Below are 20,315 nucleotides of genomic sequence, written 5' to 3' on the forward strand. Positions count from 1 at the left end.
GGAAAAGCGGGAAATTACGATTCCATCCATCGACTTAGCCGGTGGATAAATCATGAGCGGATTCGACCTGGACCAGCTTCGGACGCTGGTTGCGGTGTTGGACGCGGGCAGCCTGACGGCCGCGGCGCCCAAGGTGTTCCTGTCGCAATCGTCCGTCAGTGAACAGATGCGCAAGCTGGAGGACAGGGCGGGGCAGCCATTGCTGGTGCGTGGCAAGGCGGGCGTGCGCGCTACGCCGGCCGGTCAGCGCCTCCTGGCGCATGCGCGCACGATCCTGGCCCTGAGCGACGAGGCCTACCGCGACCTGCGCGGCGTGGCGCTTCGGGGCGAACTGCGCCTGTGCATCACCGATTACTTCCGGCCGGGGGACGTCGCCCGTCTGCTGCGCCGCCTGAACGAGCAGTATCCGCAGGTGCGGCTGCACGTCACCATCATGAAAAGCGGCGCGATCGAAGCGGCTTACGAGCGCGGCGAGATCGACGTCGGCATATCCATGGTCATCCAGGAGCGGGGCGCGACGCGCGGCCGGGCGGACGGCGCGCTGCTGCGGCGTGAACCGCTGCTTTGGATGGCGGCCGAAGGCGTGACGCCGCCGCTGGCCGAACCCTTGCCGTTGCTGGCGCTGCCGGAAACCTGCGCGCTGCGCCAATACGTTGAGCGGATGTTGTCGCGCCGCGGCGTACCGTATGCGGTATCGCACGTGGCGTCCGGCGTCGCGGGACTGCAGTTGGCCGTCGCCGCGGGATTGGGCGTTGCGTGCCTGAACGAATCGGCGCTGGGTGCGGGCATGGCGCGGCTGCAGGCGCCCGGCTTGCCGGCGTTGCCATCGGTGGAATTCAGGTTGCTCGCTGCCCGCCCCGGCGAAAGCGAGTTCGTGGGGCTGGCGCGCGAGGCGATCGTCAAGGCGATGACGTAGGCAGCGCCTTGACTGAAAGTGGCGGTGCGTGCGGACAAGCGCGGGCGACGCCCTGTCCGCAGCACGGGTGCCGTGTCAGGCGGGCAGGGAAGGGGCGTACTGTTCGGCGGACATCACCCGTTCGTGGAATTCCACGACCTTTCGCACCACCTTGACGGGGTCGTCTTCGATGATGAAAAGATCCAGGTCGTGGGCGGCGATCATGCCGTTGCCGAGCACCTGGTCGCCCAGCCATTCGGCCAGTCCCGACCAGTACTCGCTGCCGACCAGCACGATCGGCGCCGGCGGCACCTTGCCCGTCTGGATGAGCGTCAACGCTTCGAAGAGCTCGTCCAGCGTGCCAAAGCCGCCGGGCATCGCCACGTAGGCGAAGCTGTGCATGAAGAACGCTGCCTTGCGAGGAAAGAAGTACTCGAAGGACAGGCTGATGGTCTGGAATTCGTTGTTGTGGGCTTCGTGCGGCAGGCTGATGTTCAACCCGATGCTCGTGCCTCCTGCTTCAAATGCACCTTTGTTGGCGGCTTCCATAATGCCGGGGCCGCCGCCCGCGATGACTGCGAAGCCAGCTTCTGCCAGCGCCGCGGAGATCGCGATGGTGGTTTCATAGTACGGGGAATTACGGCTGACTCGTGCGCTACCGAAAACGCTGACTGCGGGCCCGATGTGAGCGAGCTTGTCTGCCGCCGTCCTTATCTCTGACATAATCAGCGGAATTTGTTTGCCGGCGGGTGTATCCATATCTGCCTTTGTAACCATGAAAAAAACGCTATTACTGGTCGACGGTTCAAGTTACTTATACCGCGCTTTCCACGCTATGCCCGATTTGCGCAACGCGCAAGGCGAACCGACAGGTGCGCTTTACGGCGTGGTCAATATGCTGCGCAAGCTTGTATCTGACCATAAGGCAGAGTATGCCGCATGTATCTTCGATGCTCGCGGCAAGACGTTTCGGGACGATCTGTATCCGGAATACAAGTCGCACCGTCCCCCTATGCCTGAGGACCTAGCAGCACAAATCGATCCCATCCACCGCGCGGTGCGCGCTTTGGGTTGGCCTGTGCTGGCGATCGAAGGCGTCGAGGCGGATGACGTCATTGGCACGTTGGCACATCGTGCCGCGCAGCATGACGTTCACACCATCGTCTCTACGGGCGACAAGGACCTGGCGCAACTGGTCAACAGCCACGTCACGCTCGTCAACACCATGAGCGGCGAGGTCCTGGACGAAGCCGGCGTCGTGAACAAGTTTGGCGTGCCTCCCGAGCGTATCGTCGACTACCTGATGCTGGTGGGCGACACGGTCGACAACGTCCCGGGCGTCACCAAGGTCGGGCCCAAGACGGCCGCCAAATGGATTACGGAATTTGGCTCGATTGACAAGCTGATCGAAGGCGCTGATGGCATCAAGGGCGTGGCCGGCAACAACCTGCGCGAAGCCATCCCCAATTTCCCGTTGACGCGCCAACTGCTCACGGTCAAGTGTGATTGCGATCTGACCGGCCACATCGACAGCGTGGACGACCTGACGCCGCGCCCGCGCGACGACGCCACGCTGACCGAGCTGTACGAACGTTACGGCTTCCGCACGTGGCTGCGCGACCTGACCGGTGACGTCGAGCGCGTGCCCGCGGGCGATGCGCGCGTCGCGCACGAGGCGCCCGCCGCGCCCGCCACGCTGGATTACCGCATCATTTCCGACTGGGCGGCGTTCGACGCCTGGATGGAACTGATGCAGCAGGCATCGCTGGTTGCGCTGGACACCGAGACGACGTCGCTGGACGAGATGCAGGCCCGGCTGGTGGGCTTGTCGATGTCGGTGGCGCCCGGCGTGGCCTGCTACATCCCGGTCGCGCACCGGGGGCCCGACGGTGCGGTCCAGTTGCCCAAGGATGAAGTGCTGGCCCGTTTGAAGCCCTGGCTGGAAGACGCGGCGCGGGCCAAGCTGCTGCACCACGCCAAGTACGACACGCACGTGTTCGCCAACGAAGGCATCCGTTTGGCCGGCGCCGCCGAAGACACGATGCTGCAGGCCTACGTGCTGGAATCGCATCGCGGCGTGGGCCTGAACGATCTGGCGCAGCGTTATCTGGGACGCAGCGGCGTGTCCTACGAGGACCTCTGCGGCAAGGGCGCCAAGCAGATCGGGTTTGACGAAGTGGCGGTGGACAAGGCCGGGCATTACGCGGCCGAAGACGCCGATTTCACGCTGCAACTGCATCAGGTGCTGCGTCCGATGGTCGCTGCCGACGAAGGGCTGGAACGCATCTATCGCCTGGAAATGCAGGTGTCCGGCGTGCTGACCACCATCGAACGCAACGGCGTGAAGGTCGATGCCGCCGAACTGGGCCGCCAGAGCAACAAGCTGGGCCAGGAGATGCTGCAGCTCGAGCAAAAGGCCTATGAACTCGCCGGCCAGCCGTTCAACCTGAATTCCCCCAAGCAGCTTGGCGAGATCCTCTTCGGCCGCATGCAGCTGCCGGTGGTGCGCAAGACCGCGAGCGGCGCGCCGTCCACGGACGAGGAAGTGCTGAGCAAGCTGGCGCTGGACTATCCGCTGCCGCAGGTGCTGCTGGACTACCGCGGGCTGTCCAAGCTGAAGTCCACCTACACGGACAAGCTGCCGCGCATGATCAACCCGGCGACCGGACGGGTGCATACGCACTATTCGCAGGCCGCCGTCATCACCGGGCGTCTGGCGTCGTCGGATCCCAACCTGCAGAACATTCCGGTCCGCACCGAGGCCGGGCGTCGGGTGCGCGAGGCGTTCATTGCCGAGCGCGGCCTGCTGTTGTCCGCAGACTATTCGCAGATCGAGTTGCGCATCATGGCGCACGTCTCGGACGACGCGAATCTGCAAAGCGCCTTCGCGGCGGGTGAAGACATCCATCGCGCCACCGCATCCGAAGTGTTCGGCGTGCCGCTGGACGCCGTGACCACCGATCAGCGCCGTGCCGCCAAAGCCATCAACTTCGGCCTGATCTACGGCATGGGCGTGTTCGGCCTGGCGTCCAACCTGGGCATCACGCGCGACGCCGCGCAGGCTTACATCGACCGCTACTTTGCGCGCTATCCCGGCGTGGCCATGTACATGGACGACACGCGGCGCCTGGCGCGCGAGCAGGGCTACGTGGAAACCGTCTTTGGACGGCGGCTGCAGTTGCCGGAAATCCGCGGCGCCTCGGGGCCGCGCAGGCAGGGCGCCGAGCGGGCGGCCATCAATGCGCCCATGCAGGGCACCGCGGCCGACCTCATCAAGATGGCCATGGTGGCGGTGCAGGACTGGCTCGACACCGAGAAGCTGCAGACGCGCATGATCATGCAGGTGCACGACGAACTGGTGATGGAAGCGCCGGACGAGGAGCTGGAACTGGTCAAGGAGGCGCTGCCGCGCCTGATGTGCAACGTGGCGACGCTGCGGGTGCCGCTGGTCGCGGAAGTGGGCATGGGCAAGAACTGGGAACAGGCGCACTAAAGGGACAGAGCGCCCCGGGCCGTCTTCGGACGGCCCATTTCCGGTTTTTGGATTGCAACAATATAATGTTGCGCTTCCCCCCGCCTGATCTTTTCCCCCCTCCATGCTGCTGCTCTGGGTTTTGCTCGCCACCATTACCGGCGGCCTTATTGCTGTCCTCATCGCGAGCTGGCTCGCGTACAAGGTCTTTGCCAAATACCTGCATCACATGGTGAGCCTGTCGGTGGGCGTGCTGCTGTCGGTCGCGCTGCTGCACCTGCTGCCCGAAGCGTTCGAGACCGGCGTCGGCAACGCGCATGTGCTCTTCGGGCTGATGCTGGCGTCGCTGATCGGGTTCTTCGTGCTGGAGAAGATTGCGCTGCTGCGCCACAGCCATCACCACGAAGGCGACGGCCATCACCATCACAAGGGTCACGACCGGCACGAGGCGGGGCGCGGCGGGATGCTCATCCTGATCGGCAGCTCGCTGCACAACCTGTGCGATGGCGTGCTGATCGCCGCGGCGTTTCTCACCGATCCGCTGTTGGGGGTGCTGACCGCGGCGTCGATCATCATCCACGAGATACCGCACAAGCTGGGCGACTTCGTCGTTCTGATCAATGCCGGCCTGCGCCGCCGCCGGGCCTTCGCGCTGATTCTCTTTACCAGCTTGTGTTCAGCGGTCGGCGGCATAATAGGCTACTTCGTGCTGCAGCAGGCGCAGGACTGGACGCCGTACATTCTGGTGGTTGCCGCCAGCAGCTTCCTGTACATCTCGGTGGCCGACCTGATGCCGCAGATGCACGAGCGGGTATCCCTGTCCGATGCCGTCCCGCAATTGCTGCTGGTCGGCGTGGGTGTGGCGCTGATCTACAGCGTGACGACCCTGATGCACCACGGGCACGACCATGGCGGCCATGACCATGGCGCGCCGCATGCGGAGCACGGCCACCAGCACTAGCGCTGGCACGGCGGTGGGGATGGCCGGCTTTCGTCGACCCCAACCAAGGAGTTCTCCATGAGTTTTTCCACCGCCGCAGGCAATGTCGCCCCCACCGTGATCCACACGGACACGCAGGGCCTCGTCCACGGGGATTTCCAGCTACCCGTCACGGGTGGCCCCATCGATGCCTACTACGCGGCGCCGGAGGGCAAGCGCGATCTGCCGATCGTGCTGGTGATCCAGGAAATCTTTGGCGTGCATGAACACATCAAGGACATCTGCCGCCGGGTCGCCAAGGCCGGCTATCTGGCCGTCGCCTGCGATCTGTATCAGCGCCAGGGCGACGCATCCTCCTACACCGACATCCCGAAGCTCATTTCCGAACTTGTCAGCAAGGTCCCGGACGAACAGGTGTTTGGCGACTTGGACGCCAGCGTCGCCTGGGCCGCCGCCAACGGCGGGGACCCGCGCCGGGTGGCGGTGACGGGTTTCTGCTGGGGCGGGCGCCTGACGTGGATGTACGCCGCGCACAATCCCGACGTGAAGGCGGGCGTGGCCTGGTACGGCAAGCTCAGCGTGGGCCACGGGCCGCTCATCAAGCGAGTCGCGCTGGATGTGACAAACGAGCTGCATGGTCCCGTCCTGGGCCTGTACGGCGGGCGCGACGCCAGCATTCCGCTGTCTGATGTGGAAGCCATGAAGACGAAGCTGGCCGCCGGCAACGCTGCGGCGAAGCAGTCCGACATTGTGGTGTATCCCGAGGCCGATCATGCGTTCCTGGCGGATTACCGCGCCAGTTATCACCCGGAGGCCGCGAAGGATGGCTGGGCGCGGATGCTGGAGTGGTTCAAGCGGTATTTGTGAGGCGGGGCAGCCTAGCCACGAAAGGGGCCCACCGGATGTGACCTTCGCAGAAGAAAGCCGACCCGCGGGTCGGCTTTTTTTATGCAGGGCCGCTAGGACGCTAGCCCCGTCGCCCGGCCGCCCGAAGGCGGGGCCGCCCCCTCGGGGGGCAGCAAGCGTGCGAAGCGCGCGCGGCGTGGGGGCTATTAATTCCCCGCTTCGCGCAGGCGGCTGGGCAAGAGCTCGCCGTGACGCGCCAGCAGCGGATACGCCGCCGCGCCCACCAGATGCGAGTTGATGCCCTTCATATCCCGCAGGATGTCCAGATACAACGCACCGACTTCCGCCGCGTCGACCTGGCCCGACTTGATCTTCTGCAGGTGCGTGTCGGCCGCCTGGGTTTCGATCGTGCGGAAACGCGCCTTTTCGCCGGCCAGCGAACGCGCCTGGCGCAGGTCGTCGTTCACGAAGAGGGCGGCGGCCGTGCGCTGGTTGGCGATGAGCTGGCCCAGCGTGTCGTCCAGGCTGGCACGTTGCTCGGGCGAGAACGTCCATCCCTGCTTACGCAACTTGGCGACGTGGCTGAGCAGCCCGTGATGAGCGATATCGCCAGCGTGTCCGATGTTGCTGGTGAAGGCCAGGATGTCGTCGAGCCGCTGGATGTCGTCGCGGGTCATGTTTTCCTGGTCCAGCGTCGCCAGATACGTCGTGATGGCGTTCTCCAGCTTGTCCAGCGCGCCGTCGAGCTGGCGCGCCTGAACCATGCGGTGGCGGTTGTCGCGCTTGAAGCCCGCCCGCGCGTAGAGCAGCAGCGTCTGCAGCATGTCGGCCATCCGCAGGGCTTCGCGCGCGGCGTTGCCCAGCGCCACGGCCGGCACGTCGTGCGCCCATTCGTCCAGGTATTGGGGCCGCGACGGGTCGTTCGGGTCGGCGCGTTTGGGCAGCCAGCGGGTGAGGAGGGCGGCGTACGGCGTCAGGAGCGGCAGGAAGGCCAGGGCAATGACCACATTGAACAAGGTGTGGAAGTTGGCGACCGCGCGAGCGGGGTCGCGCGCCAGGTCGCTCATCCAGGGCTGCAGGAGCGGTAGCAGCAGCAGGCCGGCCAGCACGCCCAGCACCCGTGTCAGCAGATTGCCCAGCGGCAGGCGGCGGGCGGCGGGGTCGTCGCCGGTCACGCCTTCGATCATCGGGTTGATTGCCGTGCCCAGGTTGGCGCCCAGCACCAGCGCAAATGCCACATGCGGCGCCACCATGTTGTGGCTGGCCAGCGACATCACCAGCACCACCACGGCCACGCTGGAGTGCGCCGCCCAGGTGAATGCCGCGGACAGCAGCACCGCAGCGACGGGCTGGGTCGCCAATGCGTCCAGGACCATGCCCAGCATGGGCGCGGTCTGGAAAGGGGCAAAGAGTTCGACGAGCTGGTGCAGCGACAGCAGCAACAGGCCCAGGCCGATGAAGACCCGGCCCAGGTCGCGGGTGCGGCCCGGCGGGTAGCGCCGGAACATCCAGACGCCGGCAAGGATCAGGATCGGCGCAAGCTCGGTCAGGTCGAAGGACAGCAGCTGGACGATCAGCGTGGTGCCGACGTTGGCGCCCAGCATGGCCGCCAACGCGGGCACCAGGCCCACGACTCCGCCCGCGGCAAAGCCGGTGATCATCAAGCCGGTGGCGGTGCTGCTCTGCAATGCGGCCGTGATGCCCAGGCCGGCAAAGAATGCCCGCAGCCGCGTGCCAAGGGCGCGCCCCAGCGCCGCGCCCAGTGCCGCACCAAACGCGCGTTGGACGCCCGTTTGCACCATGTGCACGCCCCAAAGCAGCAGCGCCACGTAGCCGGCGAAGTCAAGCAGGGTAATGAGTCCAGACATCCAGGCGTTTTTCCGTTCTTTTTATGACAAGTAATAATTCTGTAATGATCGCATGCCCCGCCGGGCTTTGACACCCGGCGCGAAGATACAGGATACGCCCGGCGGGGCTTTGCTGCGTGCGCCCGGAGCTACGCGTATCATTGCCTGATCATTTGTGGATGTCTTGGAGTTTGGCGTGGCCGTTTCCGTTTTCGATCTGTTCAAGGTGGGTATCGGCCCGTCAAGTTCCCACACCGTGGGTCCGATGCGGGCGGCGCTGCTGTTCGCCCAGGGCCTGGAGCGGGACGGTCTGATTCCACGGGTCGCCAGCGTGCGGGCCGAACTGTACGGATCGTTGGGCGCCACCGGCAAGGGCCACGGCACCGACAAGGGCGTGCTGCTGGGCCTGATGGGCGAGGCGCCCGACACCGTCGATCCGGCTGCCATCGCTGGCATGGTCGCCTCAGTACGCGCCAGCCGCCAACTGCCGTTGCTGGGCAAGTACCCGGTGCCCTTCGTGGAAAAGGAACACCTGATGTTCTACCGCCGCGAAGCCATGGCCGAACACCCCAACGGCATGAAGTTCCACGCCTTCGACGCCGACGGCCAGAGCCTGCGCGAGGCGCGCTACCTGTCGGTGGGCGGTGGCTTCGTCGTCACGGCGGGCGCGTCCAACAGCCAGGTCATCGCCGCGCACGACCAGTTGCCGTACCCGTTCCGCATGGGACGCGAGCTCTTGGCCATGTGCCAGGAAAACGGCATGACCGTCGCGCAGATCATGATGCAGAACGAGCTGACCTGGCGCGAAGCCTCGGAGGTCAACGCCGGGCTGGACCGGATCTGGCAGGTGATGCAGGACTGCGTGGCGCGCGGCTGTGGCATCAACTATCCGGAGGCGGACGGCGAGCTGCCCGGTCCGCTGCGCGTGCGCCGCCGTGCCCCGGAGCTGTACCGCAATCTCACGCAGCGCGCCGAGCGCACGCTGTCCGACCCGCTGTCCGTCATGGACTGGGTGAACCTGTACGCGATGGCCGTCAACGAAGAGAACGCCGCGGGCGGGCGGGTGGTCACCGCGCCCACCAACGGCGCGGCGGGCATCATCCCGGCGGTGCTGCACTATTACGATCGCTTCGTGCCTGGCGCCAACCGCGATGGCGTGCGCGACTTCCTGCTGACCGCCGCCGCGATCGGGCTGCTGTACAAGTACAACGCGTCGCTGTCGGGCGCGGAAGTGGGCTGCCAGGGCGAAGTTGGCGTGGCCTGTTCCATGGCGGCCGGCGGATTGGCGGCGGCGCTGGGCGGGTCGGTGGAGCAGGTTGAAAATGCGGCCGAGATCGGCATGGAGCACAACCTGGGCCTGACCTGCGACCCGGTCGGCGGACTGGTGCAGATTCCCTGTATCGAGCGCAACGCCATGGCCTCGGTCAAGGCCGTCAACGCCGCCCGCATGGCGCTGCGCGGCGACGGCCAGCACTACGTGTCGCTGGACTCGGTCATCAAGACCATGCGCGAAACCGGCGCCGACATGAAGACCAAGTACAAGGAAACGGCGCGGGGCGGCTTGGCGGTGAATATCGTCGAGTGCTGAGCGCGGCCTGGGTGGCGGCCTCCCATCCACGCACTTGTGCTTGATACGTACGCAAAAAAGCCCGCCGAAGCGGGCTTTTTCGCGGCCAAGGGCCGGGGCCGGTCAGATCACGCGCGCATTCTGCAGCGCGGCGATGCGGGCCGGGATCGGCGGGTGCGAGGCGAACATGGCTGCCAGGCCGCCCTTGCCGGTGATGCCGGACGCTTCGAAGGACTTGGGCAGTTCGCCCGGTTCCAGGCCGCCCAGGCGGGCAAGGGCGCGGATCATCGGTTCGCGGGCGCCCATCAGGTGGGCCGAGCCGGCGTCGGCGCGGTACTCGCGCTGGCGCGAGAACCAGGCCACGATGATCGAGGCCAGGACGCCGAAGATGATTTCACAGACCAGCACCGTGACGAAGTAGCCCGGGCCGATGCCGCGTTCGTTCTTGAACACGACGCGGTCGATGAAGTAGCCGACCACGCGCGCCAGGAAGATGACGAAGGTGTTCACCACGCCCTGGATCAGGGTCAGGGTGACCATGTCGCCGTTGGCGATGTGCGCGACTTCGTGCGCCAGCACGGCTGCGACTTCCTCTTCGGACATGCTTTCCAGGAGGCCCGTCGACACGGCGACCAGCGAGTCGTTCTTGAACGCGCCGGTGGCAAACGCGTTGGGGGCGCCTTCGTAGATGGCGACTTCGGGGCGGCCGATGCCGGCGCGGTCGGCCAGTTGGTGGACCGTGTCGACCAGCCAGGCTTCGCGCTGGTTGCGGGGCGCGTTGGGGTCCAGCACCTGCGCGCCGGTGCTCCACTTGGCCATCGGCTTGCTCATGAGGAGCGAGATGATGGCGCCGGTGAAGCCGACCACGACCGAGAAGATCAGGAGCGCGTTGAAGTTGATCCCGTTGGCCGTGATGACACGGTCCACGCCCAGGATGCGCAGCGTGGCCGACAGCACGAGCATGACGGCCAGGTTGGTGATGACGAACAGAACAATGCGTTTCATGTTTTTTTATTCCTCTGCGAGCGGCAAATACCCGGATTTCGACATCGCGGGGCCTCGCCAGTTCCCCGACTCGCCGGCTCCGCTCCGGGTGACGGAGAGTATAGTATCGCTTTCCCTTATTCCTTCCCCCCTTTTCCCTTAGCGTAGACCCGCATGCAGGCACTTTGGATGTTGGTGGCGTCCGCCATGTTCGCCATCATGGGGTCGTTCGTGAAGCTCGGCACCGAACACGGCGCGTCGCTGCCGCAGGTCGTGCTCTTTCGCGGCCTGCCGTCGGTGATCCTGTTGCTGATCTGGGCGCGCGCCGGCCGCCAGTCGATCATTCCCACGAGCTGGAAGCTGCACATCTGGCGCAATCTGTCCGGCGTCACGTCGATGTGGCTGGGCTTTTTTGCCATCTCCCATCTGCCGCTGGCCACGGCCACCAGCCTGAACTACACGGCGCCGCTGTTCATCGCCTGTTGGATGCTGGGGTGGGGCGGGGCGCAGCGTGATCCGGTGCGGATCCTGGCCGTGGCGCTGGGGTTCATGGGCGTGATTGCCGTGCTGCGGCCCAGCATCAACGAAGACCAGTGGCTTGCCGCCCTGCTCGGCATGGGGGCGGGCGCCATGTCCGCCATCGCGATGATGCAGATCCGCCAGCTGGGCCGCATCGGCGAACCCGAATGGCGCACGGTGCTGTTCTTCTCGGTCGCGGTGTGTGCGTCCAGCGGCGCCGGACTGGCGTTTGAAGGCTGGGGCTATGCGGACTGGACCGGTTATCTTTCGCTGCTGGGCGTGGGCGTCGCGGGGCTGTTTGGCCAGTTGGCCATGACCCGGGCGTTCGGCATGGGGTCGGCGCTGCTGACCGCCGCCCTGCAGTACAGCACCATCATTTTTGCGGCGCTGATCGGCATGGGCTTCTGGGGCGACCATCTGGACGTCGTGGCCTGGGCCGGCATGGGCCTCATCATCTTCGCGGGCCTGCTGTCGGTGTGGCGCACCATGCGCGATCCCAAGCCGGTCTGAACCCAGCATCCGCCGAATTCCACAGGAGCCCCCTCGCATGACGACGACCCTGATCTCCGCCGCTGACCTGGCCGCGCGTTTGGATACGCCCGACGTGCGCGTGTTCGACGTGCGCCACGATTTGACCAACCACGCGGCGGGCCGCCAGGCCTACGACGCGGGCCACATTCCCGGCGCCCGCTACCTGGATCATGAAACCGAGTTGGCCGCCGCGAAGACGGGCAAGAACGGCCGCCATCCGCTGCCGGACCGCGCCCAGTTCGGCGCGCTGATGGCCGCCCACGGCGTGACTCCCAGCACGCTGGTCGTGGCGTACGACGCCAGCGGCGGCATGTATGCGGCGCACCTGTGGTGGATGCTGCGGTGGCTGGGCCATGACCAGGTCGCCGTGCTGGACGGCGGATGGCAAGCCTGGACGGCCGCTGGCCTGCCCGTCAGCCACGACGCGGCGCCCGCCGTGCAGCCGGGCAAGCCGGTCGAGCCAGGCGCGCCGCTGGCCGGCACGGTGGACGCCCAGACGGTGCTGGCCAACATCGCCCAGCCGGCCTTCACCGTGATCGACGCGCGCGCCGCCAATCGCTATCGCGGCGAAGTGGAACCGATGGATCCGGTGGCCGGCCATATCCCCGGCGCGTTGAACCGCCCGAACGGCGAAAATCTGCAGCCGGACGGCCGCTTCAAGTCAGCCGACGCGCTGCGCGCGGAATTCGGGGCGCTTCTGGCGGGGCGCGATCCGGCGTCCATCGTCCACCAGTGCGGCTCGGGCATCACCGCCTGCCACAACCTGCTGTCGATGGAAATCGCCGGCCTGTCCGGTTCCCGCCTGTATCCGGGTTCCTGGAGCGAATGGTGCAGCGACCCCGCCCGGCCGGTGGCCAAGGGCGAATGAACGACAAAAAGCCAGGGCGTACACCCTGGCTTTTTTCATAGTCGCGGGCGGGCAGTTACCAGACCGCGGCCAGCTTGACGCGTCCGGACACGCTTTCGGCGATTTCCAGGAAGTGATCGAGCGGCGGCGTCGCCAGCCCCGGCACCTTGGCCATGTCGTCCCACCGCCGCAGGCGGATTGCGTCGGGCGCGCCAGGCATGCTGGCGAAGTCCACCGCCTGGCCGGCGTCGAAACTGCCGCCCTGCAGTGCCAGGCTGCGGCGGGAATCCTCGGACAGCCTCGCTTCGTACTGCGGCTCGACATAGCAGAGGTAGCGCTTGGCCTCGACGTGCAGGCGGATGGGATCCAGCACGGCGGCGCTGAACAAGCCGCGCAGGAAGGGCAGCACAAAATACTGATGCTTGTCGTCGATGCCGCGCAGCGTCGGCGTGCCGGGCCGGTCGGCGATCAGGTGGCCCAGGTCATGCAGCAGGCACGCCGTGATGAGATGGGCGTTGGCGCCGTTCTGTTCGGCCAGCGTCGCCGTCTGCAGCGCGTGCCGCAGATGGCTGACGGATTCGCCATGATAGGAACGGTGCCCGCGTTCCAGGAAAAGCTGTTCGATATCCTGCAGGGTCAAGGCCATGGTTGTCTCCTGAGTGGCCGCAAGGGGAAGAGGCGGGCAGTGACCGCAACGGTCAGCCGGCTGCCGGCGCCATCTCCAGAAAGCGCGCGATAAGCTGCACCGGTTGGCGCTCGCGCAGGCAGTACAGGTACTCATTCATCACGATGCCGGCGTCTTCGATGTCGAGGGCCGCCAGATCGGGGTGGGACGGGATTTCGCGCGACGGGATCAGGCTGATGCCCAGTTCGCATAGGATGGCTTGGCGGATCGACTCGCGGCTGCCAATCTCCAGGGTGCGGCGCACGGTGACGCCGGCGGCTTGCAGCGCCTCTTCAGTCAGGTGGCGCGTCATGGAACCCGGCTCGCGCAGCAGCAGCGCATAGTCCGCCAGATCGGCAAGGCGCACCTGCCCGCGCCGGGCCAGCGGATGTGTCCGGTGCACCACCACGCGGATCGGGTCCGCGGCGATCTTGCGCCGGTACAGATGCTTGTCATCCATCAGAAAGGAAGACGTGGCAATCTCGATGCGATAATCCTGCAGCGCCCGGAGCATCGACTGCGAATTGCCGATCGTGACGGTCAGGTCGATGCCGGGATAGCGCTGGTTGTAGCGCCGCACGGTGTCCATGATGTAGTACGGGCCGGTCGCGCCGATGCGCAGGTTGCCCTCGCGCAGATCGCTCGCGTCGCGCAGCCGGAAGTCGATCTCGGTCTCCTGCTGCACCAGCTTCTCGACCATCGGCATCAGGTTCTGCCCGGCGTCCGACAGCCGCATGCCGCGCCCCTGCCGGTGGAACAGTTCGATGCCGTAGCGCGATTCGAGCTGACGCAACTGCCCGGTCACCGTGGGCTGGCTCACGCCCAGCTGGGCGGCGGCCTTGGTGACGGTTCCGCAGCGGGCCACGGCATAGAAGGATTTGAGTTCGGCGACGAGCACGATCGGGGGCGAGGATTGGACGCAATGCGCAAGACCGCCAGTACACCAAAATAATTTGATGTTTTTATTACTGCATTTGCGCGAAGTGTCATAAACGCTCAATACGCCGATTCCATACTGCCTTCGTTCCCAGACCGGAGGCCTCATGCCCCAACGCGATACCGCCTTTCTCTCCGTGCAGAATCTCGTCAAGCGATTCGGCACCCACACGGCGCTGGCCGATGTGTCGCTGGATATCCGCGCCGGAGAGCTGGTGTGTCTGCTGGGGCCGTCGGGTTGCGGCAAGACGACGCTGCTGCGCGCGATTGCCGGGCTGGAGCGCCAGGACAGCGGCACCATCGTGCTGTCGGGCCGCGACATCTCCCATGCCGAGCCGCAGGCGCGTGACTACGGGATCCTGTTCCAGTCGTATGCGCTGTTTCCGAACCTGACCGTGGCCCAGAACGTGGCTTACGGCTTGAGCGGCAAGCGCGCCCACCGCAGCCACGTCGCCAGCCGCGTCGAGGAAATGCTGACGCTGGTGGGTCTGGCGGGCGCGTCGCACAAATACCCCGGCCAGATATCGGGCGGCCAGCAGCAGCGCGTGGCGCTGGCGCGCGCGTTGGCGCCGTCGCCGTCCCTGCTGTTGCTGGACGAACCCATGTCCGCGCTGGATGCGCGGGTGCGTGAACACCTGCGCATCGAACTTCGTGCGCTGCAAAAGCGCCTGTCCATCACCACGCTCATGGTGACGCATGACCAGGAAGAGGCCATGGTGATGGCCGACCGCATCGCCGTGATGAACGGCGGCGTCATCGAACAGTACGGCACGCCGCGCGAACTGTATCGTCAGCCGGGATCGGCCTTCATCGCCGATTTCGTGGGCGAGGCCAACTGGCTGCCGTTTGAACGCATCGACACCCACCGCGCCCGCGTGGGCCGCCAGGAGCTGGCGGTGGACGCCGCGCTGGACGCTGGCTCGGGCAAGCTTTTCGTGCGGCCCGAGGCCGTGCGCGTTTCCATGGCCAAGCCGGAAGCGCCGAACGCCATGCTGGCCGACGTCCTGGATGGCGTGTTCCTGGGTCGCAGTTATCGCCTCGCCCTGCGCCTGGAAGGCGTGCCCGGCGCGACGGTCCATTCCATCGTGTCCCCTGAAACCGGAGACGCCCTGTTGGGCGCTCACGCTGCCGGCCGCTGCTGGGTGGAGCTGCCGCGCCATGCGATACGCGCCTACGCTTGATCCGGCCGTGAACAATTCCCGCGCCATTGGCCAGCCCGCCGCGGTTTCCGCCGCGCCCGCGATCCCCACATCCGCCGCCGCGCCGCTGCCCGCCTTGGGACGCCGCCCGTTGCCCGCCTGGATCGGCGCGCTGGGTCTGGCGCTGGGGCAGGGCGGCCTGGCGCTCGGCCTTCTGATATTCCTGGCGTTGCCGTTGGCGGCGATCCTGCTCAAATCCGTGACGGACACCGACGGCGGCTGGGCGGGTGTGTCGGTCATCACCAGCATCATCGGCGCCGACGGCTTCATGGACATGGTCGGGCGCAGCCTGGCCGTGGGCGTCGTGACGACCCTGCTGGTGGTGCCGTGCGCGTACGGTTTTGCCTATGGCCTCACCCGCACCCGCCTGCCGGGCAAGGGTCTGCTGCGCACGATCGCGCTGCTGCCGCTGCTGGCGCCGTCGCTGCTGCCCGGCATCGCGCTGGTCTACCTGCTTGGCAATCAGGGCCTGCTCAAGGGCCTGACCGGCGGCGCCACCATCTACGGCTTCTGGGGCATCGTCGTCGGCGAGGCCTTCTACACGTTTCCGCATGCGCTCATGATTTTGCTGACCGGCCTGGCGCTGGCAGATGGGCGCCTGTATGACGCCGCACGCGCCATGGGCGCGGGGCCGTGGCGCACCTTCATGACGGTCACGCTGCCCGGCACGCGCTATGCGGTGTTCTCGGCCTGCTGCGTGGTGTTCACGCTGACCGTCACGGACTTCGGCGTGCCCAAGGTGGTGGGCGGCGATTACAACGTGCTGGCGATGGAAGCCTACAAGGCGGTGGTGGGACAGCAGAATTTTCCGAAGGGGGCGGCGATTGGCATCCTGCTCCTGCTGCCGGCGCTGCTGACCTTCGTGCTGGACCGCCGCTTGCGTGCCCGTCAGGGCGCCCAGATGAGCGGCCGCGCGCAGCCTTACGCGGCCGGCGTGAACGGCCGGCGCGACGCGGCGTTCCTGGCGCTGGCGGGCGTGATGGCGGCCTTCTTGCTGCTGATCATCGGCGTGGCGGTCTGGGCCTCGTTCGTGAAGATGTGGCCGTACAACCTGTCGATGTCGCTGCGTTCGTACGACTTCGACAATATGGACGGCGGCGGCTGGCTCGCCTGGCGCAACAGCCTGCAACTCGCGTTCTGCACCGCGCTCGTCGGAACTTTGGTGGTCTTTGTCGGCGCGTGGATGATGGAGAAGGTGCCGGCCCGCAGCACGATGGCGCGCGGCCTGCGCGGCACGGCCGGCATGCTGGCGCTGATGCCGATGGCGGTGCCGGGGCTGGTGCTGGGTCTGGGCTACATCTTCTTCTTCAACAGCGTGTCGAACCCGCTGAACGTGCTGTACGGCACGATGCCGCTGCTCGTGCTGTGCACGGTGGTGCACTTCTATACCAGCGCCCACCTGACGGCCGCCACCGCGCTCAATGCGCTGGACCCGGAGTTCGAGGCCGCCTCCGCATCGCTGAAGGTGCCGCGCCTGACGACCTTTTTGCGCGTGACGCTGCCGATGTGCCTGCCCGCGGCGCTAGACGTGGCCCGCTACCTGTTCGTGTCCGCCATGACGACCGTGTCGGCGGTGGTGTTTCTGTACAGCCCGTCCACGGTGCTGGCCGCCGTTGCCGTGCTGAACATGGACGACGCCGGCTTCATCGGCCCGGCCGCCGCCATGTGCACGGTCATCATGGCCAGTTCCGCCGTCGCCGCGCTGGTCCTGCACCTGGCGAGCCGCGCCCTGGTGGCGCGCACCCAGGCCTGGCGGCGCCCGGCGTCCCGCTGACCGATCATTTTTCCAGGATGACTTTCATGACTGCTCAACCTTTGCCCGTCCGCCTAGAGGCGGTGATCTTCGACTGGGCCGGCACGCTGGTCGACTTCGGTTCCTTTGCCCCCACCAAGGTGTTCGTGGATGCGTTTGCGCAGTTCGGCATGGACGTGTCGCTGAAAGAAGCGCGCGGCCCGATGGGCATGGGCAAGTGGGATCACATCCGCACGCTGTGCGACCAGCCCGCCATTGCCAGCCAGTACCAGGCCCGCTTCGGCCGCTTGCCGAGCGACGACGACGTCACCGCCATCTACGAGCGTTTTCTGCCGATGCAGCTGGAAAAAGTGGCGCAGTACTCGGCCGCCATTCCGGGCGCCGCGGACGTGATGCGCGCCTTGCGCGCGCGCGGACTGAAGATCGGATCGTGCTCCGGCTATCCCGCCAGCGTGATGGGCCGCGTGGTCGAACGCGCCGCCACCGAGGACCTGACGCCCGACTGCATCGTCGCCAGCGACGAAGTGCCGCGTGCGCGTCCCGCGCCCGCCATGGCCTTGAAGAATGTAGTGGAACTGGGGCTGTCCGATGTGGCCGGCTGCATCAAGGTCGACGACACCGCGCCCGGCATCGAAGAGGGCCGCCGCGCCGGCATGTGGACCGTGGGGCTGCTGCTGTCCGGCAACGCCGCGGGCCTGACGCTGGACGAATACAAGGGCCTTTCCGAACCCGCCCGCGACGCGGCACGCGATGCTGCTCGCGCGGAACTGAATCCGGCCGGTCCGCACTACCTGATCGACACGGTGGCCGACCTGCCGGCCGTGGTCGACGACATCGAAGCCCGACTGTCGCGAGGCGACCGTCCCTGAACTAGACGCTGCCGCCCGGCGTCCCGGGCCATCCATAGACCTTTGACTCACCACGATCCGCAGCCGGCAGCCGCCGGCCGTGGGGACCTCGTTCACCCTGCTTTTCCGCTCACTCACGGAGTTGTTCATGAATCGCTACAAGCTGCTTGCACTGGCCGCCGCCCTGACGGGCGTGATGGGCGCCGCCTCGGCCGAGACCACGCTGACCGTCTACACGGCGCTGGAAGCCGACCAGATCAAGGCCTATCAGGCCGCCTTCGAAAAGGCCAACCCCGACATCAAGATCCAGTGGGTGCGCGACTCCACCGGCATCATCGCCGCCAAGCTGCTGGCCGAAAAGAACAACCCCAAGGCCGACGTGATCTGGGGTCTGGCCGGCACGGCGCTGGGCCTGATGGACAAGGAAGGCATGCTGCAGCCCTACGCCCCGAAGGGCCTGGACCAGATCGCCGCCAACATGCGCGACGCCAAGGCCGAACCGGCCTGGGTCGGCATGGACGGCTACGCCGCCGCCATCTGCTTCAACACGATCGAAGCCGAAAAGCAGAAGCTGCCCAAGCCCACGTCGTGGCAGGACCTGACCAAGCCGGTGTACGCCGGCAAGATCGTCATGCCGAACCCGGCCTCGTCCGGCACGGGCTTCCTGGACGTCAGCGCCTGGCTGCAGATCTTCGGTGAAGAAAAGGGCTGGGCCTACATGGACGCGCTGCACAAGAACATCGGCTCGTACACGCACTCGGGTTCCAAGCCGTGCAACATGGCTGCCGCCGGCGAATTCCCGATCGGCATCTCGTTCGACTACCGCGCCGCCAAGCTGAAGGCCGACGGCGCGCCGGTCGAAGCCGTGTTCCCGTCGGAAGGCCTGGGCTGGGAGGTCGAAGCCACCGCCATCATGAAAGGCACCAAGAACCTCGACGCCGCCCGCAAGCTGGCTGACTTCTCGGCAAGCCGCGAAGCCAACGAGCTGTACAAGGCCAACTTCGCAGTGCTGGCGATCCCGTCGATTGCGACCGCCAATCCCAACCTGCCGGCCGATCTGACCTCGCGCATGATCAAGAACGACTTCACGTGGGCCGCAACGAACCGCGACCGCATCATTGCCGAGTGGACGAAGCGCTACGACGGCAAGTCCGAGCCGAAGAAGAAGTAATCCCTGACCCACCGCGGCGGCAGCGCGCCGCCGCGCATCGGGAGACCCGCGGGGGTCTCCCCGACATTCCTCTCGCAGTAGTTCAAAAATGAAGACTTACGACGTAATCGTGGTGGGCGCGGGCATGCTCGGCATCGCGCATGCCTGGGCCGCCGCCAAGCGCGGCCTGTCCGTGGCCGTCATTGAGCGCAGCCGCCAGGCGCACGGCGCGACGATCCGCAACTTCGGCCAGGTCATCGTGACGGGCCAGGCGCCCGGCACGATGCTGTCGCACGCGCAGCAGTCCCGCGAGCTGTGGCTCGATCTGGCGGACAAGGCGGGTTTTCATGTGCGTGCCAATGGCGCGCTGGTGCTGGCGCGCAATGCCGACGAGGCCGACGTGTTGCGGGAATTCGCGGACATGCGGCTGCGGCAGGAAGGGTACCGTGCCGACCTGCTGTCGGCTCGCGAGGTGGGGGCGCTGTACAACGGCCAGCTGGCCCACCACTGCCTGGCGCTGCGCGGCCACGATGACCTGCAGATCTATTCGCGCGAGGCGCTGCCGGCCATCACGCACTATCTGCAGTCCTCGCTGGGGATCGACTTCATCACGGGAACCCTGGCGCGCGCCGTGGAGAACGGCGAAGTCAGCACCTCGGCGGGCGACTTCAAGGCGTCGCATGTGTTCGTGTGTCCCGGCCACGATTACCTGACCCTGTTGCCCGAACAGTTCGCGCCGCTGAACCTGGAGGTCACGCGCCTGCAGATGCTGCGTGCGGTGTTCGACGGCCCGCCCATCGCGCTGGACCGGCCGCTGCTCACCGGCCTGTCCTGCGTGCATTACGGCGCGTTCTCGGACCTGCCGACGGCGCAGACGCTGCGCGGCGTGATCCAGGCGCGTACGCCGATGCTGCTGGAAAACGGCATCCACCTGCTGATCAGTCCCACGCCGTACGGCGAACTGATCATCGGCGACTCGCACCAGTACGGGCAGGACGCATTGCCATTCAACGACGAAGCCGTCGACAACGCCATGCTGGATCTGGCCTCGCAGGCGCTGGGTGCGCGGCTGCGCGTGGTCGAGCGGTGGCAAGGCGTCTACGGCGCGCACGGACCGGCGCCGTTTTCCGTGATTCCGGTGGACGCGGCCACCACGGTGGCGGTCATGCACTCTGGCGTCGGCATGACGGTGGGGTTGGCGATCGGCGAAAGGACGGTGGCGGGCGTTATTGGACGTTAAACTCGGACGCTGAACCGCACAACGCCGCTGGACGAAAAAAGGGCCTTGCGATCCGTAAAGGATGTCGCAAGGCCCTT

The 20,315-nt window shown here is 66.5% G+C and carries 17 protein-coding genes; 12 read left to right on the top strand and 5 right to left on the bottom strand.

Annotated features, from left to right (window positions below):
• Positions 1 to 52 precede the first annotated feature (52 nt).
• A complete protein-coding gene (locus tag AB3147_RS07720; RefSeq protein WP_175137495.1) occupies positions 53 to 916 on the top strand; it encodes a LysR family transcriptional regulator in 864 nt (287 codons plus the stop codon).
• Positions 917 to 991: 75 nt separating this feature from the next.
• Here AB3147_RS07720 and AB3147_RS07725 read toward each other — a convergent pair whose 3' ends face one another.
• Positions 992 to 1,618 (bottom strand): LOG family protein, encoded by a 627-nt coding sequence (locus AB3147_RS07725; RefSeq protein WP_175137516.1) that lies wholly within the window; start codon positions 1,616 to 1,618, stop codon positions 992 to 994.
• Between the two features lie 52 nt (positions 1,619 to 1,670).
• Here AB3147_RS07725 and polA point away from each other — a divergent pair, with 52 nt between their 5' ends.
• The 3 genes from polA to AB3147_RS07740 all read left to right on the top strand — a co-directional run bounded on the left by polA (position 1,671) and on the right by AB3147_RS07740 (position 6,174).
• Positions 1,671 to 4,388, top strand: a complete 2,718-nt coding sequence (polA, locus tag AB3147_RS07730) for a DNA polymerase I (protein ID WP_367351682.1) — start codon at positions 1,671 to 1,673, stop codon at positions 4,386 to 4,388.
• Positions 4,389 to 4,491: 103 nt separating this feature from the next.
• Positions 4,492 to 5,328 (top strand): ZIP family metal transporter, encoded by an 837-nt coding sequence (locus AB3147_RS07735; RefSeq protein WP_175124682.1) that lies wholly within the window; start codon positions 4,492 to 4,494, stop codon positions 5,326 to 5,328.
• Positions 5,329 to 5,385: 57 nt separating this feature from the next.
• A complete protein-coding gene (locus AB3147_RS07740) occupies positions 5,386 to 6,174 on the top strand; it encodes a dienelactone hydrolase family protein (RefSeq protein ID WP_175124681.1) in 789 nt (262 codons plus the stop codon).
• A gap of 185 nt (positions 6,175 to 6,359) precedes the next feature.
• On the opposite strand, the gene AB3147_RS07745 is transcribed toward AB3147_RS07740, so the two are convergent.
• Complete coding sequence (locus AB3147_RS07745; RefSeq protein WP_175124680.1) at positions 6,360 to 8,021, bottom strand: Na/Pi cotransporter family protein; 1,662 nt, start codon at positions 8,019 to 8,021, stop codon at positions 6,360 to 6,362.
• Positions 8,022 to 8,196: 175 nt separating this feature from the next.
• Here AB3147_RS07745 and AB3147_RS07750 point away from each other — a divergent pair, with 175 nt between their 5' ends.
• Positions 8,197 to 9,588, top strand: a complete 1,392-nt coding sequence (locus tag AB3147_RS07750) for an L-serine ammonia-lyase (protein WP_367351683.1) — start codon at positions 8,197 to 8,199, stop codon at positions 9,586 to 9,588.
• A 102-nt stretch (positions 9,589 to 9,690) separates the two neighbouring features.
• Here the strand turns inward: AB3147_RS07750 and htpX are convergent, their stop codons facing one another.
• Complete coding sequence (htpX, locus tag AB3147_RS07755; RefSeq protein WP_056567464.1) at positions 9,691 to 10,572, bottom strand: protease HtpX; 882 nt, start codon at positions 10,570 to 10,572, stop codon at positions 9,691 to 9,693.
• A gap of 153 nt (positions 10,573 to 10,725) precedes the next feature.
• Here htpX and AB3147_RS07760 point away from each other — a divergent pair, with 153 nt between their 5' ends.
• Together AB3147_RS07760 and AB3147_RS07765 are read left to right on the top strand one after the other, a co-directional pair.
• Positions 10,726 to 11,580 (top strand): DMT family transporter, encoded by an 855-nt coding sequence (locus AB3147_RS07760; RefSeq protein ID WP_175124678.1) that lies wholly within the window; start codon positions 10,726 to 10,728, stop codon positions 11,578 to 11,580.
• A 37-nt stretch (positions 11,581 to 11,617) separates the two neighbouring features.
• Positions 11,618 to 12,469 carry a sulfurtransferase gene (locus AB3147_RS07765; RefSeq protein ID WP_175124677.1) on the top strand — a complete coding sequence of 284 codons (852 nt, stop codon included), beginning with the start codon at positions 11,618 to 11,620 and terminating at the stop codon, positions 12,467 to 12,469.
• 55 nt (positions 12,470 to 12,524) lie between these two features.
• Here the strand turns inward: AB3147_RS07765 and AB3147_RS07770 are convergent, their stop codons facing one another.
• Positions 12,525 to 13,094: a phosphonate degradation HD-domain oxygenase gene (locus AB3147_RS07770; RefSeq protein WP_175124676.1), complete on the bottom strand. Its 570-nt coding sequence runs from the start codon at positions 13,092 to 13,094 to the stop codon at positions 12,525 to 12,527.
• Positions 13,095 to 13,146: 52 nt separating this feature from the next.
• Positions 13,147 to 14,010, bottom strand: coding sequence for a LysR family transcriptional regulator (locus AB3147_RS07775; RefSeq protein WP_175124675.1), 864 nt, complete (start codon positions 14,008 to 14,010; stop codon positions 13,147 to 13,149).
• A gap of 145 nt (positions 14,011 to 14,155) precedes the next feature.
• Between AB3147_RS07775 and AB3147_RS07780 the strand changes: the two genes are divergently transcribed.
• The 5 genes from AB3147_RS07780 (at position 14,156) to AB3147_RS07800 (ending at position 20,238) form a co-directional block, all read left to right on the top strand.
• The gene (locus tag AB3147_RS07780; protein ID WP_367351684.1) at positions 14,156 to 15,229 is read left to right on the top strand and encodes a putative 2-aminoethylphosphonate ABC transporter ATP-binding protein; all 1,074 of its coding nucleotides are present in this window, start codon (positions 14,156 to 14,158) and stop codon (positions 15,227 to 15,229) included.
• Positions 15,207 to 17,021, top strand: a complete 1,815-nt coding sequence (locus tag AB3147_RS07785; RefSeq protein ID WP_367351685.1) for a putative 2-aminoethylphosphonate ABC transporter permease subunit — start codon at positions 15,207 to 15,209, stop codon at positions 17,019 to 17,021. Before AB3147_RS07780 ends, AB3147_RS07785 begins: the two co-directional genes overlap by 23 nt.
• Positions 17,022 to 17,038: 17 nt before the next feature.
• Positions 17,039 to 17,869, top strand: coding sequence for a phosphonoacetaldehyde hydrolase (gene phnX / locus AB3147_RS07790; RefSeq protein WP_376784596.1), 831 nt, complete (start codon positions 17,039 to 17,041; stop codon positions 17,867 to 17,869).
• A gap of 127 nt (positions 17,870 to 17,996) precedes the next feature.
• Complete coding sequence (locus AB3147_RS07795) at positions 17,997 to 19,019, top strand: putative 2-aminoethylphosphonate ABC transporter substrate-binding protein (protein WP_191576595.1); 1,023 nt, start codon at positions 17,997 to 17,999, stop codon at positions 19,017 to 19,019.
• A gap of 88 nt (positions 19,020 to 19,107) precedes the next feature.
• Positions 19,108 to 20,238: a TIGR03364 family FAD-dependent oxidoreductase gene (locus tag AB3147_RS07800; protein ID WP_367351686.1), complete on the top strand. Its 1,131-nt coding sequence runs from the start codon at positions 19,108 to 19,110 to the stop codon at positions 20,236 to 20,238.
• Positions 20,239 to 20,315 lie beyond the last annotated feature (77 nt).

This window comes from Achromobacter animicus (genome assembly GCF_040775605.1).
In the GTDB taxonomy this organism is placed as follows: Bacteria; Pseudomonadota; Gammaproteobacteria; order Burkholderiales; family Burkholderiaceae_B; genus Achromobacter; species Achromobacter animicus.

Excerpts from the sequence above, each read along its gene's own strand:
- AB3147_RS07785 (WP_367351685.1), top strand. The coding sequence starts at position 15,207 with ATGCGATACGCGCCTACGCTTGATCCGGCCGTGAACAATTCCCGCGCC.
- AB3147_RS07770 (WP_175124676.1), bottom strand. The coding sequence starts at position 13,094 with ATGGCCTTGACCCTGCAGGATATCGAACAGCTTTTCCTGGAACGCGGG.
- AB3147_RS07800 (WP_367351686.1), top strand. The coding sequence starts at position 19,108 with ATGAAGACTTACGACGTAATCGTGGTGGGCGCGGGCATGCTCGGCATC.
- AB3147_RS07765 (WP_175124677.1), top strand. The coding sequence starts at position 11,618 with ATGACGACGACCCTGATCTCCGCCGCTGACCTGGCCGCGCGTTTGGAT.
- polA (WP_367351682.1), top strand. The coding sequence starts at position 1,671 with ATGAAAAAAACGCTATTACTGGTCGACGGTTCAAGTTACTTATACCGC.
- AB3147_RS07780 (WP_367351684.1), top strand. The coding sequence starts at position 14,156 with ATGCCCCAACGCGATACCGCCTTTCTCTCCGTGCAGAATCTCGTCAAG.
- AB3147_RS07745 (WP_175124680.1), bottom strand. The coding sequence starts at position 8,021 with ATGTCTGGACTCATTACCCTGCTTGACTTCGCCGGCTACGTGGCGCTG.
- AB3147_RS07720 (WP_175137495.1), top strand. The coding sequence starts at position 53 with ATGAGCGGATTCGACCTGGACCAGCTTCGGACGCTGGTTGCGGTGTTG.
- AB3147_RS07725 (WP_175137516.1), bottom strand. The coding sequence starts at position 1,618 with ATGTCAGAGATAAGGACGGCGGCAGACAAGCTCGCTCACATCGGGCCC.
- htpX (WP_056567464.1), bottom strand. The coding sequence starts at position 10,572 with ATGAAACGCATTGTTCTGTTCGTCATCACCAACCTGGCCGTCATGCTC.
- AB3147_RS07760 (WP_175124678.1), top strand. The coding sequence starts at position 10,726 with ATGCAGGCACTTTGGATGTTGGTGGCGTCCGCCATGTTCGCCATCATG.
- AB3147_RS07795 (WP_191576595.1), top strand. The coding sequence starts at position 17,997 with ATGAATCGCTACAAGCTGCTTGCACTGGCCGCCGCCCTGACGGGCGTG.
- AB3147_RS07735 (WP_175124682.1), top strand. The coding sequence starts at position 4,492 with ATGCTGCTGCTCTGGGTTTTGCTCGCCACCATTACCGGCGGCCTTATT.
- phnX (WP_376784596.1), top strand. The coding sequence starts at position 17,039 with ATGACTTTCATGACTGCTCAACCTTTGCCCGTCCGCCTAGAGGCGGTG.
- AB3147_RS07740 (WP_175124681.1), top strand. The coding sequence starts at position 5,386 with ATGAGTTTTTCCACCGCCGCAGGCAATGTCGCCCCCACCGTGATCCAC.